This is a genomic window from Oceanospirillum multiglobuliferum (assembly GCF_900167095.1).
Lineage (GTDB): Bacteria > Pseudomonadota > Gammaproteobacteria > Pseudomonadales > Halomonadaceae > Oceanospirillum > Oceanospirillum multiglobuliferum.
This window is the reverse complement of record NZ_FUXG01000011.1, coordinates 20,138-39,759: the sequence shown is the minus strand read 5'-3', so window position 1 is coordinate 39,759 and position 19,622 is coordinate 20,138. Positions and strand designations below refer to the sequence as shown.

The following is a 19,622-nucleotide window of genomic DNA, read 5'->3' as shown; positions in this document are numbered from 1 at the left end:
ATAAAGCGTTGAACGAATACGATTAATTTTGGCTTATATATCATGTGAATGAAAGAAGCTTTGTTATTTCACAAGACTATTGGTTAGCTGTTAATCGGCTCTAGCTGCCCTGCAACACTGTTTAGCTCTCCCATAATATTATCTAATTGCTTGATATAGCTTAATATATGGGTTGTTTCTTCGCTCAGTTGTAATACCTGTTGGCCGATTAGTTTGATTTCACCTGCATAATGTAAAAAGGTTGTTTGTTGGGTACTGCCGACATTAGAAATTTGCTCCATCTGCTGGGCTAGGTCGCAAGCATCGCTAATAATGGCCTGCATCTGGGCTTGAGCATCTTGAGCTTGGGACTGTCCTTCTTGTACTTCTGTACAGCCAATGCGCATAGTCGTAATCGCTTGCTCTGTACCATCAAGAATCAGCTTTATTTTGCCACCAATTTCTTGGGTAGCACTGCGGGTGCGTTCGGCTAAATTACGTACTTCATCTGCGACTACGGCAAAACCTCGTCCCATTTCGCCTGCTCGGGCAGCCTCAATAGCCGCGTTTAAAGCTAAAAGATTAGTTTGCTCTGCAATATCGTGAATCATCACCACGATAGAGCCAACTTCAGTGCTGTTTTGCTCTAACACTTCTAAACGTTCGGCGGCATTTAGTATCACCTGTGAGGCTTGGTTCAGCTTATCCACAGCAACGCTCATAACCTTTCCACCAGAGGTTGCTTGCTCTCCTGCACGTGTGGCTGTTTGTGCTGCATCATGGGCACTTTGAGCATGATGTTGTATTTCTGATGAGATTTGATCGGCTCCTGTCACCATTAGGCTGACAGCTTGGCTTTGCTGCTGCATGGTATCTGCAATACGCTGAGCGCTATCGGTTACTTCTTGACTGACTGTTTTTGCACTGCGAATAGACTCGCTAACACGTAGTAAAATATCTTCAATTTGCTTCTGGTTTTGTTCACTTTGCTCTTTGGCCTGCTCAAGCTGAGCAAAGCCTCTAGTTTTAGCTCGATCAAAAGCAAGTGCCAACACAATGACAATCAAACTCATACCTACTAAAGATTTGGCTTGTTGAACGGGAATCATCGACTCAGCAATGGGAGAGGGGGGCAAGTGAATCCCTTGCTGTTGAATCCATAAGAATAGCCCTACAGTACTAATACTGATAACAGACCAGATATAGCCTGATACGCGACCTGCAATAAAAATTGCAGCAAAAGGAATGCTGGCAAGCCAAGGTAGGCTAGTAGACATAATACCGCCGTTAACGTACAGCATCCAAGCTACCATCAGGTACATACAGCTGACTGCAAACTCTGCTGCTAGTCGCACTTGAGCGAATGTTTTGACTAACAAGGGAGCCAGTAACATTCCCGCGCTACCAAGGATAATGCCCCAGCCCATAGCAGGGTGCTGATGTTTGAAGTAACTCATGGCAAAAATGGGTGCAATTACACTTGCCAGTAGTGCAACTGTTACCACGGTGCGGGCATGAATTAATCCTGTTGGGTCTTGCCGAACGCTGTCGGGTATAAACCATTCAGCCAGATTGGAAAGGCTCATTGTGCAGCTCCTATTGTTGTTATTAACGCTGTTGTTAGTGCCAAGTGCGAGAGTGATGTTTGTATAGGTGGTGATGGAATTTAAAACATACGTTTGAATCATTCAAGCGTTAGACAAAAGTAAAAGCAAACTATTGAGAATCAGTAATGGCGGTGGTGGGAGCTTAGTGCTAGCAAGAGTGCTGTAGATCTGAATGATTGATTGACAAGAAAAAAGGCGAGCATAATGCTCGCCCAAAACAGTAATTGTTTTTAACTCAATACCTTAGCGCTTATTTAAAAACCTAATGTATTGGGTTTGACTTTAAGAATGGCTCTCAATGTACCCAGTTAACAACAGCGTACAAACCTACTGCAGACATCACAATAGTGTAAGGCAGTGCCATAACGACCATTCGACCATAAGAGAGACGAATTAAAGGCGCCAAAGCAGAGGTTAGCAAAAATAAGAAGGCTGCTTGGCCATTAGGTGTTGCAACACTTGGTAAGTTAGTTCCTGTGTTAACAGCCACTGCTAGCACGTCAAAGTGCTCACGAGTGATCTCACCAGCGTCTAAAGCCGCTTTTATTTCAGAGATATATACCGTTGCTACGAATACGTTATCACTGATGGCGGACAATAAACCGTTAGCGATAAATAGCATAGCGGGCTGGCGGCTGGTTTCCATGTGTAGCACCATCTGAATGAAGGGCTGGAACAAATGCTGTTCATGGATTACCGCAACCACGGAGAAAAATACTACTAATAAAGCGGTAAAAGGCAGTGCCTCTTCAAAGGCTTTACCTATTTGGTGCTCTTCAGTAATCCCGTTAAAGGCAGTTTGTAGCACGATAATGGTTAAACCAATCAGGCCCACTTCCGCGATATGGAAGGCTAAAGCAAAAATCAAGAAAAATGCGGTTAGAGCCTGTACTAATAAGGCCGCACGGTCGCGCATGGTTCTTTTTTCTGATTGGTGGGCATCAAAATCTTCTAAAATTTGGCGTACAGAATCAGGTAACAATGAGCCGTAACCGAAGAGTTTGGTTTTCTCTAATGCGATACACGTGAGTAAGCCTGCTACAAGCACTGGCATTGTGACAGGAGCCATACGCATAAAGAACTCACCAAACTGCCAGCCTGCAACTTTGGCTATCAATAAATTTTGTGGCTCACCTACTAAAGTACAAACACCACCCAGAGCAGTACCTACCGCAGCGTGCATTAACAGGCTACGTAAAAAGGCGCGGAATTGCTCTAAGTCATTCAGCATCTGCTCGGCTAATGACGCATCATCACCATGGTCGTGGTCGTGTGAAAAGCTCTTACCAGAGGCCACCTTGTGATAAACCGAATAGAAGCCCACACCAATACTGATGATTACAGCTGTTACTGTTAAGGCATCCAAAAATGCTGATAAGGCCGCTGCTGTGATAGAAAACAGCAGTGACAGCATCGTCTTAGAGCGCACACCTAGCAGAATTTTGGTAAAGGTCAGTAGTAGCAACTGTTTCATAAAATAAATACCTGCCACCATAAAGACCAGTAGCAGAATTACTTCTAAGTTACCTTCAACCTCATGCATTACCGTTTGAGGTGATGCTAATCCAATGGCGATGGCTTCAATTGCCAATAAGCCACCGGGTTGTAATGGATAGCACTTCAGCGCCATTGCTAATGTGAAGATAAATTCAAGAATCAGTAACCAACCCGCAACAAAGGGGCCAGCACCGGGCATAAAAAATACGATAGGATTAATAATCAAAAATGCGAGGATGACTTTCTTGTACCACAACGGTGAGTTACCAAGAAAGTTACGCAAAAAGCCTTGGGTCATGGTCTGAGCCATTTTTTAGGTCCTTTTTACATCAAGAGAGTAAGGTCAAGGTTTCAAGACTGCTGACAAATCCCGTGTTGTTTGAGTGTGCTTATTATTCACGGGATACCCTGCACTACAGGGTCAAGCGCAGGCATTATACACAGATGCTATAAAAACACAGTCTCTGGTCTGGTGATTGTTGCCGCTGTTATATCGGTTGTATGTTCTACTTATGAAGTGATTTTTTAATGTCAGCTCAATTTTTGGTAGGTTTTCTGAGCTTTTCTTAACAAGAAAAGGCTTATTGAAATAGAATCTTTCATTGTTTTTCGATATTCGCCACATTTATTGCCAGTACCTACAAGCACTTGACCTTTTAGCCTGAGAGTAGCTACGTATGACATTACCTCTTCAGAAGCAACTGAGCGCGTTATGGGACAACATCTTTGATCGGTCAAGAGACCCTAGCAAGCAGGACTTAGTCAATATATTGGCTCAAGTACCGCTATTTGCAGATCTTAATCATCGAGAATTAAAGCGTGTCGCGCGAATCACTCATCAACGACATTATGCTCAGGGTGAAAAAATTTTTCATATGGGTCACCCAGGCGCTGCAATGTTTATTATTCGCACAGGTCGGGTCAATATTGTGATACCCAGTGAGTCTGATGGCTTGGTTTTGGCTACTTTGAGTGCCGGTGCTTTTATGGGGGAGTTGGCCTTGTTGGATGATAGCCCACGTTCAGCCTCTGCTATTGCGGTTGAAGATACGCAAGCTATCGCTTTATTTCGTTCGGACCTAAATAAGCTTTTAGAAACAGAGGCTAGCTTGGGTAGTAAAATTCTAAAGTCACTGGCGTTAATCATTGGTCAACGCTTAAAACTGACTAATCAGCAGCTTGCACAGGCGCAGATGTCAAAATCTGCATAATAAATCCAGCTGTCTTTTTAGAGGCTGCTTTTAGAATTGACACAGGACGGCTGTCAGTCGACAGAAAGAGAGTTTTATTTTGAATTTTGCTTACGACGCTTTATCACGGGCTAAACGACGCCAGCGTTTTTATGTTGTTACAGGGCTGCTTGGTTTTTCGCTATTTATCGTTCTGATATGGACGTTAAGAGAGTTGACCTTGCCCGCAATTGTGGGTGCCTTGGCAGCTTATCTTTGCCACCCTTTGTTAGCGTTAATGCGTCGCTGGCGTATTCCTAAAGGTTTGGCCATTTTGACTTTGTTTGCAGGCTTTTTCTTTCTGATCAGTTTGGCGTCCTCACAGATTCGAGATGCAATACCTGATGAACAAGGCAAACTCGAATTACGGGTACGTATTCAGTACAAGCTTGATGATAAGTATCAGGCCCTTATGCAGATTGACGAGCAGGGAAAAGGCAACCTGTTGCACCGCTTGGTTGGTGCTGAAATTGAGCCGTTTTATGATCGCCTGAACCGCTTGCTTATGCTCAATCCAGAAGAGAGAGCCAGTTTTGAGCGTTACTACGTTGATCACTATTCTGTTCAGCGTTTTGATCAAACCTTTTATCGCTATTTCTTACATAACTTAGCGCAATACCAAAAGAGGGGGGGTGACCTGACTATGGATGAGGGTGAGCCTAACACAGGCTCGCAGGCAAAGGCTGCCGTATCCGAGATTAACGCCTCCACTAATCTCAATACTGAGCAAAAGAGCTTGCTGGGGGTGATAGGTGGCGTGATCTCGCTTTGGATGGCCGCACCTTTTGTTTTTTTATTCCTGCTATTAGATGAAGGTGAGATTAAGCGCAGTGTGGTGCAGTTAGTGCCTAATCACTATTTTGAGATGGTGCTAACAGTTTTGAACAATGTGGATGATGCCCTTGGCAAGTATTTACGTGGTACTTTTTTAGAGTGCACCTTAGTGGGCTTTACCTTAATGCTTGGCCTGTACCTGATTGGCTTGGGAGCTAAGTGGGCTTTTGTCATTGGCACTATTGCAGGTCTAGCCAATGCCATTCCTTTTCTTGGCCCCGCCATTGGTTTGTTGATTGGTGCAGGCTATGCCTTAATTGTTGAAACCTTCACGCCTTTTTTCAGCATAATTGACGCTGACAATATGGTGCTTTGGGTTTGCATTGTCGTAGCCGTTACACAGCTGTTGGATAATGCCGTGTATCAACCCATTGTTTTGGGTAATGCCGTGAGTTTGCATCCACTGGTTGTGATTATTGGCGTGATGGGCGGCTCTATCTTATTGGGCTTCATCGGTATGCTGTTTGCCGTACCTGTGATTGTTATTGTTAAAGTGGTTATCGAGACATTGTTTAAAGAGATGAAAGCCTACCAAATTATTTAATCCTGATTGGCTCTGAATTATGGGGGGGAAATCTGATATTATTTTGCGACTTATTTTCCAGCTATGTTCGTAATAGCGGACAGGCTTATTGACCCTTTGACTTGGATGCTCAGCATGAAACCCGGACACACTGGCTTTAAGCACCTTATTCACTCTACAGGTTATTCAATTAAAGGTTTAAAGGCTGCTTTTCAGCACGAGGCTGCTTTTCGCCAAGAGCTGGTGTTATGCTTAATTCTAATTCCAACAGCCCTTTGGCTGGGACAAACAGCGATAGAGCGTTTGTTGTTAATTGGCTGCTGTTTCTTAGTGCTTATTACGGAGTTGATGAACTCTGCGGTAGAAGCGGTGGTAGATCGTATCGGCCCCGAGTTTCATGAGCTATCAGGTCGTGCTAAAGACATTGGCTCAGCCGCCGTATTTATCGCCTTAGCGCTTGCGGGGATCACTTGGATTACGCTGGCGTATAGTCGTTTTTTCTGATTAGGCCTTAATCAGGCCTACTCTACATATTTTGCCTTTATGTTTGTTGAATGCTTAGCTGCTGATATGCGATAAGGATGCCCTATGACTCTGCCCACCTCTCTGCCTTTACCTGATTTATTGCAAGACACCGCAACAAAAAACTGGCAACGCCTTGAGGATCAGCTGCCTGTCGAGCTACTTGCACAACTGAAAGCCTTACCTGCGGCTGAGAAAATTATCCCCTGTAGTGACTATGTTACTGATAGTCTGTCGCGCTTTCCGGTTTTGCTCACTGAGCTATTGGAAAACAACTGGCTTGAGTCTCCATTGAGCGCTGCGCAGCTACGTGTAATCCTGAAAGAAAAACTGAGTGTAGTAAGTACTGAAAATGACCTACACCGTGTATTGCGTCAGTTCCGCCGCCAGATGATGACACGCATCATTTGGCGAGATTTTTCCTTTCAAGCCAACATGTGGCAAACCACTGCAGAATTGAGCCACTTAGCAGATATTTGCGTCGATGAAGCACTGAACTGGCTATATGACTTTTACTGCCCACAGTGGGGGACGCCTTACTCCAGAGCAGAAGCCAATAAAGAACCACAGCCGCAACGCATGATCGTGATTGGTATGGGTAAGCTAGGGGCTTATGAGCTGAACTTATCATCAGATATTGACCTGATGTTCTGCTTTCCTAGACACGGCCAAACCCAAGGTGGCAAACGCAGTTTAGATAACCAAGATTTCTTTGTGCGTCTTGGCCAAAAGCTGATTGCGGCTTTAGATAATAACACCGCAGATGGTTTTGTTTTTCGTGTGGATATGCGCTTGCGTCCCTATGGTCAAAGCGGAGCGCTGTCACTGAGTTTCCCTGCCATGATCGACTATTACCATGATCAGGGACGCGACTGGGAACGCTACGCCATGATCAAAGCGCGGGTGATTGCAGGTGATCTTGAGGCTGGCAACAGCTTATTAGAAAAGCTGCGGCCATTTGTTTATCGCAAATATGTCGATTTCAGCGCCATTGACTCACTGCGCGATATGAAAGAGATGATCAACCGCGAAGTGCGCCGCAAAGGCTTAAGCAATAACGTTAAGCTGGGTTCTGGTGGTATTCGCGAGGTTGAGTTTATCACTCAGGTTTTCCAACTGATTCGCGGTGGACGGGATACCGAGCTGCAAGAGCGTTCGATTCGCAAAGTATTGCCCATTATCAGCGGCCTAGGTTTGCTGCCACAGCAAGTGACCGATGAACTATTGGCGGCTTACTTATTCCTACGTAATGCAGAGCATGCCCTACAAGGGGTCGCTGATCAGCAGACACAAACCCTGCCTGATGCAGCCTTTGCTCAAGCACGCATGGCGCACATTATGAACTTCCCTGACTGGTCTGCTTTTGAAGCGGAGTTGGAGCGTCAACGTGCTAAAGTTAGCTTTCATTTTGCCAATGTGATTGCAGCCCCAGAGGATGAGGAGGCAGGCGGGCTGAATATCAGTGCTGAGCTGGCAGCCTTATGGCAGGGCCAATACGACGCAGAGTCTGGTGCAGAGTTATTAAGCGCACAGGGCTACGAGGATGCAAGCGCTACCTTTGAACGAATCACACGCCTGCGTGAAGGGCGAGTGGTACAAAGTATGCAGCGGGAAGGGCGTGATCGTTTAGAAGCCTTTATGCCTATCTTGCTCAGTGCGGTTACTGAGTCTGAAACGCCTTCGCGTACTCTTGAGCGCATTTTACAGTTGGTTGAATCGGTATTACGTCGAAGTGCTTATTTTGTACTTTTGATGGAAAATCCTGCGGCATTGAAACAGCTCGTCAAGCTGTGTGCTGCTAGCCCTTGGATTGCCGAACATTTAGCCCGTACCCCTATTTTGTTAGATGAATTATTAAATACCGCTACACTCTACACTCCCGCAGAGCGTGAACCGCTGCGGGATGAGTTACGTCAGCAGTTGTTGCGCTTGCCAGAAGAGGACGAAGAGGCGCAAATGGAAGCGTTGCGTTACTTCAAGCGTGCCCATGTCTTACGGGTGGCCGCTTCTGACATTATGGGTACACGCCAGTTAATGAAGGTTAGCGATTATTTAACCTTTATTGCTGAAACCATCTTAGAGCAAGTGCTACAGATGGCATGGAAGAAACTCACTGACAAACATGGCCGTCCCGCCAAAGAGGATGGTACAGCTTGTGATCCTGCTTTCATTATTGTCGGTTATGGCAAGCTGGGCGGTATTGAACTGGGTTATGGCTCTGACCTTGATTTGGTTTTCCTGCATGATGCGGCGCCTCAAGGGGTGACCGATGGTGAGCGCAGCATTGATAACGCGGTGTTTTTTGCGCGTTTAGGTCAGCGCATTATTCATATCTTGAACACGATGACCTCTTCCGGTCAGCTCTATGAAGTGGACATGCGTTTACGCCCCTCCGGTAACTCAGGGCTGTTGGTCAGCTCCTTAAAATCATTTAAAGACTATCAGCAAAAAGAAGCTTGGACTTGGGAAAAACAAGCCCTTGTCCGCGCACGGGTAGTGGCAGGCTGTTCTGAATTAACAGAAAAGTTTGAACAGGCGCGGGCTGAAATATTGTCAGAACCTCGTGATATTGAGACGTTGCGTCAAGATGTGGTTTCTATGCGCATTAAAATGCGCGACAACTTAGGTTCTAAGCCTGAAGCCGGTGGCGAACGGCCTCTCTTTCATCTGAAACAAGATGCAGGAGGCATGGTGGATATTGAATTTATCGCGCAATACAGCGTACTACGCTACGGTGCACAGCATCCTGAACTGCTACAGTGGACCGATAATATGCGCATTCTTGAGACTATGCAGCAGGTGAATATTTTACCGACTGAGCAGATTGCACAACTAAGTGCGGCCTATTTGGCGTATCGCCAAGCCGCCCATGAGGCATCAATGCAGATGACACCAAGCCAAGTACCCTCTAGCCAGTTTGTTGACTATCGGGAAGCGGTCAGCAATATTTGGCATAATTTGCTCGAATCCTAATTGGTTAGACGCGCTGGATCTGATCTGGCGCTTAGAAAATAATCTCGAACCCTAATCACGCGCGGACTAGGCTTAGTGTCTAGTCCGTAGAAAATAAGATAGATCAGTTTAAGGAATTACCCCTATGTCGATGGCCGATCGTGAAGGTTTAATTTGGCTAGATGGAAAAATGGTGGATTGGAAAGACGCTAAAGTTCACGTCCTAACGCATACCCTGCATTACGGTATGGGCTGTTTTGAGGGCGTGCGCGCTTATGAAACAGACAAGGGCGCACAGATCTTCCGTCTACAAGAGCACACCGATCGCTTGTTCCGCTCTGCCCATATCCTGAATATGCCAATGCCTTTCAGCAAAGACGAAATTAACGCCGCGCAAATTGCCGCAGTACGTGATAATAATTTGCCACATGCTTATCTGCGTCCAATGGTATTTTTTGGCTCAGAGGGCATGGGTTTACGTGCCGATAACTTGAAAGTGCATGTCATGGTGGCAGCTTGGGAGTGGCCATCTTATATGTCTCCTGAGGCGAAAGAGATTGGCATCAAGGTGCAAACCTCTTCTTATACTCGTCACCATGTCAACATCACCATGTGTAAAGCCAAAGCCAATGGTAACTACATGAACTCGATGCTGGCGCTGAGCGAAGCACTGCGTAGCGGTTGTGAAGAGGCACTGTTGCTGGACAACGAAGGTTATGTGGCTGAAGGCTCCGGCGAAAACATCTTCGTAATTCGTGATGGCAAACTTTACACCCCTGAGCTGACCTCCTGCCTAGACGGTATTACCCGTCGCACCGTGATTGAGCTGGCTAAAGAAGAGCTAGGTCTGGATATCATCGAAAAACGTATCACCCGCGATGAAGTTTATATTGCTGATGAAGCTTTCTTTACGGGTACAGCCGCAGAGGTATTGCCGATTCGTGAACTAGATGGTCGCCTAATTGGTACAGGTCGTCGAGGCCCTATCACTGAAAAGCTACAAACTTTGTACTTTGATCAAGTCACAGGCAAGCGTGCGGAGCACCCTGAGTGGCTGACGTTGGTTAAGTAAGTCGATCAGACACTCAATATAGCGTGCTTGCTTTTGGCTGGCCGTATTGAAAACGTAGCGTTAACTCGCTGCGTTTTTTTTCGGCAATGAATAGCTAAGCTGCAAACCGCCCTCCCTGTGGTTCTCCGCTTTGATACTGCCTTTAAGTCGGGACATTGCCCGCTGGGCGATGCTCATGCCTAACCCGTAGCCCTGCCACTGTTCATTATGCCCGCGCACAAAAGGCGTGAAGATAGACGACAGCAGAGTTTCATCTATGCCAGTGCCATGGTCACGTAAAACAATATTGATCTGTTGCTCACTTTCGTAAGCAGTCAGCTCTATCAAACTGTTTGGGGCAGTATATTTTAGGGCATTTTCTAAGCCATTACGCAAAGCCCTTGTCAGTAAGTCTCTATTAGTTAACAGGCCGAGTGCTTCAGGTTGAATCGTTATTTTTAATGGCCGCTCTGGCTGACTGAATTGCACATCAAGCAGCAGTTCTTCAAATAAATCTACAACCTTAAAGCTTTCCCCTTCGTCTGATGCTGTGTCTAAGCGGCTATAAGATAGCACCTCAGAGATCAGCTGATCTAAACGGTTACATTCTCGGTCGATACGCTCAACTAAAGGATTGTCGTTACCCAGTTGTTGCTCTGCTAGACCTGCACAAATCTGTAAGCGAGCAAGCGGCGCGCGAAATTCGTGAGATACATCCTGCAGTAAGCGCTGTTGGCTAAGCAACGTGCGCTCAACATAGCTGGCCATTAGATCAAACTCTCGGGTCAACTCCCCTAATTCATCCTGGCGCTGGCTGAGTGCTCGATCAGCGCGGGTGCTGAAGTCTTGTTCATGATAGATCTTTTTCACATGACAACTGAGCGCGCGAATAGGGCGTACAATCAAAAAGCTCAGTAGCAGAGCAGATAGCACTGCGACGGTTAAAATCAGTACCATTTGAATGGAAAAAATATGCGTAACCCATCCGGTGTAATGCTTGAGCGTTGGCGGAAGGGCTATGGAAAATCTATATTGCCCACCAGATTGAGACTGGATATCGAGTTGCAGCGTATTTTTGGGTTTGCTTCTGGGGTTGGTAAGGATCTGTTCAGTCGATACTAACTGGCGTGTTGTCTGATCGAAAATAAGCTTATCAATCCAAATTGGAGGCAGTGGTGCTGGTCTATCCTCAGGTTTATGATGATCACCGTCATCCCTAGGGTGTCGATCATTTCTTTCTTGCTCCCAAGGCTTAGTTGGCAATAAATATCTTAAGTCTCGTTTGGAAAGGCGACCTTCAGTTTCATAATACTCAACAATAGTTTTAGCGCGCTCTGACAGCCTTGCTTGCATCACTTCACGCCAGCGAGATTCCTCATTACGGTTTGCCAATAACAAGAAAACCAGCGTCATACTGATAATGCTGACAGCCCATATTGTGGCGAATATTTTCCAGAATAACTGGTGCAGTTGGCGGGGTAGCTTAATCATAATGGGTTAACTGTTACTGTCACTCATTGGCTGTTGGACAAAAATATAACCTTGCCCCCTGACTGTTTTAATGATCTCTGCGGGGTTTTCTAAAGCTTGACCTAATTTTTGCCGTACTCGGCTGATATGTACATCTATAGCTCGATCATAGAGCGTAAACTCTCGATGTAAGACCCAACGCGTCAGCTGTTCCTTGCTCAATACCCGTCCTGAATGCTGCATTAAATAACCAAGGGCATTAAATTCTGCACTGGTTAACTCAATGAGTTGGCCTTGTACTCGAACTTCCCGTGTTGCAGGATTTAGCTCAATACCGTTATAGCGTAGTACTTGATCTTGTAGTGTACCTTCGAGGGATGTTTGAGGATTTGCCCGCCTAAAAATAGCTCTAATACGTGCCAGTAATTCACGGGGATTACAAGGTTTAGACAGATAGTCATCTGCACCCATTTCTAAGCCTATAATACGGTCTACTTCATCACCCCGTCCCGTTAGCATAATGATAGGTAACGGATAGCGCGGCCTAATTTGTTGTAATAGCTCTAAACCGCTGATGCCTGGCATCATGATATCCAATATCATCAAACTCAGATTGCCGTTGCCTTGTAAGCGCTCTAATGCTTGATGGGCATTGTGTGCTACTTCGATTTGATAGCCTTCCGCTTGAAGGTAGTCTTTGAGCAATGCACATAGCTCAATATCATCATCGACCAATAGAATGTTTTCGCTGGACATAAAGGCTCCTCAGTCACGGGCAGGACACTATCATAAAGTTTTTTAGCATCTGAGGCTGTGTTTGAGCAGGGGAAATAAGCAGAATTAACTTAACTTTACGCTTAGTTGGCGAAAGCGTAACAACGACAGTAGCGAAAATAAAAGGTAGAAATAAATAGGCAGGAGCAACCTCTGTGGACTGACAGAGGTTGCTATTTGGATTAAACCTCAACCAATCGCATTGATAGGTCAACCGCGATACAGTCTTTGGTCAATGCACCTATAGAAATATAATCTACACCCGTCAGTGCGATATCCCGTAAGGTTTCATGAGTCACACCACCAGAAGCTTCAAGCTTAGCTTGGCCATTGTTGATTTTGACCGCAGCACGCATTTCATCCAAAGTAAAATTGTCGATCATGATAATGTCAGCGCCTGCATTGAGCGCTTGTTGTAACTCATCAAGGCTTTCAACTTCAACCTCAACTAACTTACCCGGTGCAATTTCGTGGGCGCGTACTACCGATGCCTCAATAGAACCACAAGCCGTGATATGATTTTCTTTGATCAGGAACGCATCATACAAACCAATACGATGGTTATAACAGCCACCACAAGTCACGGCATACTTTTGCGCCAAACGTAAGCCCGGCAGAGTTTTGCGGGTATCCAGCAGTTTGACATCAGTGTCTGCAACAAGGCCAGCATATTCGTGGCAGGTAGTAGCAGTGCCTGACAAAGTTTGTAAAAAATTTAAAGCACAGCGTTCGCCCGTTAATAGTGAGCGTGCAGCCCCTTCTAAATAGAACAAGACCTGATTGCGAATAACCGTCTCGCCGTCTTTCACTTGCCAGATCACTTTAACCGCAGGATCAATCTGTTTAAAGACCTCATCTACCCATGCAGTACCACAAACCACGGCATCATTGCGGGTGATCACACGAGCGCGCGCCATCCGGTCAGCAGGAATAAGCTGAGCAGTAATATCACCGTTACCCACATCCTCAGCAATCGCACGGGCGACCTGAACAGGGATATCTTGTTCTAACAGTGGATGCATTGGCATAAACAACCTCAATGGCAGATAAAGGAATAACAAACAGAGAAACAGTTTGGCGCATTATAAGCCATAGCCAGTGAATTTTCTTCCCGCTAGAATGCTTAAAGCAAAAAGATCAGCCCTATTTTAAAAAAGCTCCATATGACGCAGACATTAGACGATATTTGGCTAACGCAAGCTCGAATTGTTAAATCACCCAATTTTAATGAAAGGCCTGATCAGCAGGTTAATCTATTGGTGATTCATAATATTAGCTTGCCTCCCAATCAGTTTGGAGGCACTTATGTCGAACAGTTTTTTACAAATCAACTTTCTCCTGACGAGCATCCTTATTTTGCAGAAATTACCCATTTAGAGGTTTCTGCACACCTTTTTATACGCCGAAATGGTGAGCTGATACAATTTGTTCCGCTTAATAAGCGTGCGTGGCATGCAGGAAGATCATGTCACCAAAATCGAGAGAACTGTAATGATTTTTCCATAGGCATTGAGCTAGAGGGAGCTGATCACCTGCCTTACACTGAAGAACAATATCAGCAACTGGTTGCAGTGACTCAGCAGATACAGCACCATTATCCGATGATCACAGATGAGCAAGTAGTTGGGCATTGCCACATCGCCCCTGAGCGTAAAACTGATCCTGGTGATAGCTTTAACTGGGCATACTATTTCAAGCAACTAACGCAGCGATAATTTTAGATAAAGGATATCTATTATGGACTTTGTGGTACTGATATTGGCTTTAATAGCCTACTTTTTGGTGGGTGTAATGCCGTCTACTCATTATGACGGCTGGTTTTATGGGCTTAAGAGCAAATCCCAGCAATGGTTTCAAAGTAAAAGAGGAGAAAAAGCTGAATTTCCCTCAGGCTCCAAGCCGCTCGGGCTTATTGTGCTGGGTGTATCGGTTATCCTACCTGTTGTGGGCTTAAGCCTGCTGATTAGTTGGCTTGAGCAGCTTATTTTGGGTATACCTGCATTTTTCCTATCAGTGGCAATTTTGCTCTATAGCTTAGGGCGAAAAGAGCACTGCCATTGGTTCAAACGCTTTCAAATAGCGTGGCGGCAAGGCGATATACAAGGTGCTTACCGTTATGCCAATGAAATTTTACCGGAGCACCACCCTAATACAGAGACAGAGCTTTATAACCGTATTTATGCCCGCCTTTTATATGTCAATTTCACACAATATTTTACAGTGATATTTTGGTTTGTACTGTTGGGCGCAGAAGGCGCAATGTTGGCACGTTTGACCCAGCTTTTTAGTCAACCCGTAGCGGATGACGGTAATAAGCTAAGCGGCAATGCTCAACTTTTTGTGGTGCTTATAGAGTGGCTTCCTGCACGTTTATTGGGTCTGGTTATGGTCATACTAAGCCAGTCATTTAGAGGTCTTAATGAATGGTTAAAACAGCTTTTGATGTTCAAGTCTTCTCTGCAAAATAAAACCGAAGAAAAGCCGCTTTATCGTATGGTGCTTTGTGTCTTAGGTGAAAAATTGCAGTACCAAGACTCCGGAGATGCGCTCTACCTAAAATCACGCTTTTCTGAGCAGAAAGAAGAGGGGCTCAAAAACTTGGCTGATCTGTTGCAACGCAGCGCCATACTGAGTGTTATTGTCTACTCTATTTGGGTGCTGTTATCTTAGTTTATAGATAATAAAAATATTCAGATAGGGATAATTACTTAGTACGAATTAACCTTTCTGCATATATAAATAGCAGTACAGAATCAATAAATGTTCTGATTGCCCAAGCAATTGCTGCCCCCATTAGGCCGTAATGCTCAATGAAAAACCAAAGAGAAAGAATAAAAATAGGCAGCTCTAATAAGTGAAACTTAGCCGTTATGTCAGAGCGTCCAGCGCCTTGTATCAATGCATGAGGGACCATTGCCATCGAATTGAAAAATATGCCAATTATAAGTATTTGAGCGTACATATAGCTCTGATTAGCAAATTCTGCCCCTAGCCATATAGACAGACCTGTATCAGCATATAAGAAGATAATAATAGATGTTGGCAACATGGATAAAAATATTGCCAAAATGCTTTTTCTATATTTATCAATAGCTGACTTTCTCTTTGAACTCCATTCATTAGAAAAACTGGTGAACATAACACCTACTAACGCAGATGGTAATAATAGCATTTTGGTTAAAAAGTCTAAGGGAGTTGTATAAAATGCGACTATAGAAGCGCTTAGCGCTGCTGCGATGTAAAATCGGTCAAAATAGACCATAATAGGGCTGATAATATTACTAATTGTGATCCAGCTGCCATAGTGTAAAAGAGCTAGCAACTCAGTTTTTTCATACACCCCTTTAGGATAGGGTCTTAATGTGTTAAATACTATAGTGATTAGTGATAGAAGCCCAAAAAGGCGAACTAAAAACAGTGATAGTAGAATATGATCTAGTTTTGATGACCACTGAATTATAAAGAGGGGTGAAAAAAACATAAGTAAATTCAAAGGAGTGCGAACAATTGCTGTCCAGCCGAAATATTGTTGTCCTTCAAGAACGCCAAAGAGAGCAGTGGATATAATAACAATAGGTATTGTTATTATAATCCAAAAAGTACCTTTTAATACTTCTGACTTGTATTGTTCTGATATATTAAGTATGCTGTAAATAAGATCCTCGGAAAAATAATGAACGATGATACTACCTAGCCCACCTAATAGTAATAGGATTAAAATTGCGGTATTAACTAGAGGTTTAATATATTGAGTGCGATCCATACCAAGGTTGTAAGCAAGCCTTTGAGTTAGAGCCCTGCCAAGCCCCATATCTAGAATGCCAAAATATCCTACAACCATCCATGCAATAGATAATATACCAAACATTTCTACACCTATTGCCTCAATAAGGTGCGGGATGGTGACTAAGCCCGCCGCCATAGGTAATACAGTACTAGAAAAATTTAATATTATTTTCGATTTTATGCTTCTCAAAAATATAGCCGCCTAATAGTTTGGTATCCTTTCTACTGTTTAGGTCATATGACGTTTATAGTAGGGTGTGCCCTGCCTATTTTAGGTGGGCAGGGCTATTTTTCATAACTTAATTTCTTTGACAGAGTTGCTCTCTTTATAAATCTTTACTTTGTTTAAAAGTTTTTTCTCACTTTTTGCTATCATCTCATCGTATGTGTTGTTTTTAAAGTTCCATAAAGTAGAGCTTTTTTCTGGCTTATGGCCAGCAATAAATGGAAGTGGTACTAGAACTCTGAATTGTGAGCTTTCTAAGTAACGGTCCATCGTATTAGTATTAATATTGTCATTTTTATCATCCCAATTAGACATAAGTTTAATTGGATGTTCACCATAGTAGTTGCAAACAGCACTGATCATTCTGTCAATAACGGCATACTCTTTGTTATCAACAGAGAGTACGGCAATTACTTTTGTGTTGTCAGAAACATCAGCAAGAATACCACTTAGTAAGTCACAGTGCTGTTCAGTAAACTCTAACTTGTGGAAAATAAGTTTAGCCTTCTCCCAGCTGGTTCGATTTTCTTGGGTTAAAGATACATCATCTTCAAAAATTTCAATATGCTGCAGTTGATGGCTAATTGCTTGCTGGGCTAAATACTTATAGCTTAAAGCACAGCCTTTCCAGCCATCAAGATGTCTGAGTCCAGGAAAAGCGACCTTCTCTGGAAAGTCTACACAAAAACTTTCATTTCTTTCCCAAGACTCAGGTAGTGATAAGCCAACTCCAGAAGCTAAGTCTTGTTTTGATACAGGGCTAGGTAGCAAGGGTGAAAAGCTTGAATCTATTAATCCTGTTCCAATAAGCATTCGACCTAAATAAAAACGAAAGTTTTCAATATCATCTGGTAAGCAAACTGTCTTTTTATTATAGTTTTCTAACAATCCTTGAATAGCATCAATCATGGAGTCTATATCACCAATAGGTGTAATGGTGATGTTGTTGGCTATATTCTGATGTCTACCAATGTCTGAACTTGACTCTGAAACAATAGTCATACCTAGAGACAGTGCTTCATATAGTCTTGTTGTTTCTAATAACGCATTTTCATAGTAGTGAATATTAACAAGTATTTTGCCTTTAGACAGTTTGTCATAAAGCTCTTCCCCAAAAACTTCACTAATAATCAACGTACGATATTTACCTGATATTGCATCTAGAAACTGGCGTCGTCTTTCATTATTTGGGTCTCCATAAAATACTACGTCATACTCTTTTTCTTCCGTTGAATACAAATATTGGTCAGAATTGTTTGAAATAGGGACGTAATACATTTGTTTATAATGTATATTTGAGTTTTCTTGTATGTACTTTATGTTGTCTTTTGAATAATCCAATATAGCAAAAGAATGCTCAAGAATATTGTAGTATTTTTCTGTAAACCAGCGTGTGCTAACTGTTTGCTCTAACTGATAGGCAATATAAGTACCAGGTAGTTTTTCACATATCTGCGGTGCAATTACAATATATAGGTCGTCGGTGAAATTTGTTTCGCTACTATCAACAATATGCTCTACATTGAACCCGAAGAAATCTAAGTGCTTTTTCAATAGATTTGCAATGTATAATGTGTGTCTAGGTGTCACAATATTAATACAAGGTCTTTTCTGTTCTATTTCAGTGTTACCAGTGGCTTCCTGAACTGGTTCAAAGGTTTTTACTATGTTATTCTCTGTTGATTTTAATATGCTTTTATTGCGGTTTTTTATCTTTCTAATTAAGCCTGAAAATTTAGGAAAATTACGTGCTGTTCTTTCTTTTATAGACTTCAGGTCGCCATTTATCGCAAGCTTTATAAGTGTCTTTGTCTTTGATATAAGGCGTTTGGTAATCTGAATTAACCCCTTTTTTTCTAATGCTGAAATTTTATAGTCAATTCCTTCTATTCTTTGGTTTGTTGTTCTTAGTATATGGAATAAACTGTCTAATAGAGCTTTTTGGCTTTCTAGTCTTTCGGTAGTATTTTTGTGTGACAGCTCGGCCTGTTCTAATATAAGGCTTTCAATTTTTGATATTGTTGCGTTTGTCTTTTCTGTATTGCTGTTTTCTAATGATAATAGAGATTTTTTTATATCTGTCGATTGATTGTGTATGATTTTGTGTATGCTTTCTGTATTTATACTGGAATTTCTGTTTACTATATCTGAATTTATTCCGATGGCTTTGTTTATGCTGTCAGTGTTGTTTATTGCAGATAATTCTATTCTTTCTATAATTGAAATTATTCTATTGTGTTCTTTTTTTAGTGTATTGTTTAGTTCTATCAGCTCGGCGTGTTTTTGAGCTATAATGTCCTTCATGCTCTTGTATTGGTCGATTTCCGCTTCTAACTTATTGTTATAAGTTGAAAGTTTATTAAACTCTCTGTAGCTATACTGTAGGCTTGCAATCTGCTGGGGAGACAAAAATGGGATAGATTTTTTGAAAAAAAGAGCATTTTCTAGAAAGTAGTCTTTTTTGTTATCCAAAAAGCCAATACCACTGTGCTCTCCAGAATAGAATGCACTTACGCCAGGGACATGCAAGAATAGGCCATGATTTGCAATTTGTAACCAAAAGTGCCAGTCTTCATAGGTTGATAATTCACTATCAAACTGACAGCCGAGCTTAATAGCCTCTGATCTAAATAGAACAGAATGTATCGGCATAAAGTTACTCGCGAGCAACGCATTTTCAGAATAAGGAGTACTGTAAATCCTAATAATATTATCTTTTTCTTGGTATGACGGTACGCAAGCAGTATCGCTGTAGGCTGCAATATAACTTTTATTGCTTTCTAATTTATTTACAAGCTTTGAAATATGATCTGGGTTGATCCAGTCATCATCATCTAAGAAGATTAAGTATTGGCCTTTTGCTAAATCTAAAGCCTTATTTGCAGCAGCACTGCGCCCAATATTTTCAGATAAGTTGATAACAGTTAATTTTATATCCTCTGCTCTCTTGTGTTTTGTGATATGAGTGATAATTTCTTTTTCAGAGACATTAACTCCCCCATCATTTACGATAACTAGCTCAATATTTTCATAAGTCTGCTCTGCCACAGATAAGGCCGCTCTTTTTAATAAAGAGGTACGATCTTTTGTTCGGGTCAAGACACTGACTAATGGCGCTTTAATCGCTTTTTTAGGCTCGCTTATCATGGGACTCATCGTTAACTTAATTGGC

Annotated in this window: 14 protein-coding genes; 7 read left to right on the top strand and 7 right to left on the bottom strand. The window is 42.9% G+C overall.

The annotated features are described in order from the left end of the window. Nucleotides 1–83: 83 nt before the first annotated feature. Both B5D26_RS08890 and nhaB read right to left on the bottom strand, forming a co-directional pair. On the bottom strand, nucleotides 84–1,565 hold the full coding sequence (locus tag B5D26_RS08890) for a methyl-accepting chemotaxis protein (RefSeq protein WP_234985253.1): 1,482 nt from the start codon (nucleotides 1,563–1,565) through the stop codon (nucleotides 84–86). A gap of 316 nt (nucleotides 1,566–1,881) precedes the next feature. Next, nucleotides 1,882–3,393 (bottom strand): sodium/proton antiporter NhaB, encoded by a 1,512-nt coding sequence (gene nhaB, locus B5D26_RS08885; protein ID WP_078745388.1) that lies wholly within the window; start codon nucleotides 3,391–3,393, stop codon nucleotides 1,882–1,884. Nucleotides 3,394–3,760: 367 nt separating this feature from the next. Between nhaB and B5D26_RS08880 the strand changes: the two genes are divergently transcribed. The 5 genes from B5D26_RS08880 (at nucleotide 3,761) to B5D26_RS08860 (ending at nucleotide 10,215) form a co-directional block, all read left to right on the top strand. Further along, nucleotides 3,761–4,294 carry a cyclic nucleotide-binding domain-containing protein gene (locus tag B5D26_RS08880; RefSeq protein ID WP_078745387.1) on the top strand — a complete coding sequence of 178 codons (534 nt, stop codon included), beginning with the start codon at nucleotides 3,761–3,763 and terminating at the stop codon, nucleotides 4,292–4,294. A gap of 79 nt (nucleotides 4,295–4,373) precedes the next feature. Beyond that, nucleotides 4,374–5,690 (top strand): AI-2E family transporter, encoded by a 1,317-nt coding sequence (locus B5D26_RS08875; RefSeq protein WP_078745386.1) that lies wholly within the window; start codon nucleotides 4,374–4,376, stop codon nucleotides 5,688–5,690. Between the two features lie 114 nt (nucleotides 5,691–5,804). After that, a complete protein-coding gene (locus B5D26_RS08870; RefSeq protein WP_078745385.1) occupies nucleotides 5,805–6,173 on the top strand; it encodes a diacylglycerol kinase in 369 nt (122 codons plus the stop codon). Nucleotides 6,174–6,257: 84 nt separating this feature from the next. Beyond that, nucleotides 6,258–9,164, top strand: a complete 2,907-nt coding sequence (glnE, locus tag B5D26_RS08865; protein ID WP_078745384.1) for a bifunctional [glutamate--ammonia ligase]-adenylyl-L-tyrosine phosphorylase/[glutamate--ammonia-ligase] adenylyltransferase — start codon at nucleotides 6,258–6,260, stop codon at nucleotides 9,162–9,164. Between the two features lie 124 nt (nucleotides 9,165–9,288). Continuing rightward, entirely contained in the window at nucleotides 9,289–10,215 is a 927-nt protein-coding gene (locus B5D26_RS08860; protein ID WP_078745383.1) for a branched-chain amino acid transaminase, read from the top strand. Nucleotides 10,216–10,275: 60 nt separating this feature from the next. Here the strand turns inward: B5D26_RS08860 and B5D26_RS08855 are convergent, their stop codons facing one another. The 3 genes from B5D26_RS08855 to nadC form a co-directional block, all read right to left on the bottom strand. Next, the gene (locus B5D26_RS08855; protein ID WP_078745382.1) at nucleotides 10,276–11,685 is read right to left on the bottom strand and encodes a sensor histidine kinase; all 1,410 of its coding nucleotides are present in this window, start codon (nucleotides 11,683–11,685) and stop codon (nucleotides 10,276–10,278) included. Between the two features lie 6 nt (nucleotides 11,686–11,691). Next, nucleotides 11,692–12,420, bottom strand: a complete 729-nt coding sequence (locus tag B5D26_RS08850) for a response regulator transcription factor (RefSeq protein WP_078745381.1) — start codon at nucleotides 12,418–12,420, stop codon at nucleotides 11,692–11,694. 200 nt (nucleotides 12,421–12,620) lie between these two features. Next, on the bottom strand, nucleotides 12,621–13,466 hold the full coding sequence (nadC, locus tag B5D26_RS08845) for a carboxylating nicotinate-nucleotide diphosphorylase (RefSeq protein WP_078745380.1): 846 nt from the start codon (nucleotides 13,464–13,466) through the stop codon (nucleotides 12,621–12,623). A 135-nt stretch (nucleotides 13,467–13,601) separates the two neighbouring features. On the opposite strand from nadC, the gene ampD reads away from it, so the two are divergent. Both ampD and ampE read left to right on the top strand, forming a co-directional pair. Then, on the top strand, nucleotides 13,602–14,153 hold the full coding sequence (gene ampD, locus B5D26_RS08840; RefSeq protein ID WP_078745379.1) for a 1,6-anhydro-N-acetylmuramyl-L-alanine amidase AmpD: 552 nt from the start codon (nucleotides 13,602–13,604) through the stop codon (nucleotides 14,151–14,153). 22 nt (nucleotides 14,154–14,175) lie between these two features. Then, nucleotides 14,176–15,108: a regulatory signaling modulator protein AmpE gene (gene ampE / locus B5D26_RS08835; protein WP_078745378.1), complete on the top strand. Its 933-nt coding sequence runs from the start codon at nucleotides 14,176–14,178 to the stop codon at nucleotides 15,106–15,108. A gap of 34 nt (nucleotides 15,109–15,142) precedes the next feature. Here the strand turns inward: ampE and B5D26_RS08830 are convergent, their stop codons facing one another. Both B5D26_RS08830 and B5D26_RS08825 read right to left on the bottom strand, forming a co-directional pair. Next, nucleotides 15,143–16,414 carry a flippase gene (locus B5D26_RS08830; protein WP_080051858.1) on the bottom strand — a complete coding sequence of 424 codons (1,272 nt, stop codon included), beginning with the start codon at nucleotides 16,412–16,414 and terminating at the stop codon, nucleotides 15,143–15,145. A gap of 102 nt (nucleotides 16,415–16,516) precedes the next feature. Next, on the bottom strand, nucleotides 16,517–19,597 hold the full coding sequence (locus B5D26_RS08825; RefSeq protein ID WP_159445631.1) for a glycosyltransferase: 3,081 nt from the start codon (nucleotides 19,595–19,597) through the stop codon (nucleotides 16,517–16,519). Nucleotides 19,598–19,622: the final 25 nt, after the last annotated feature.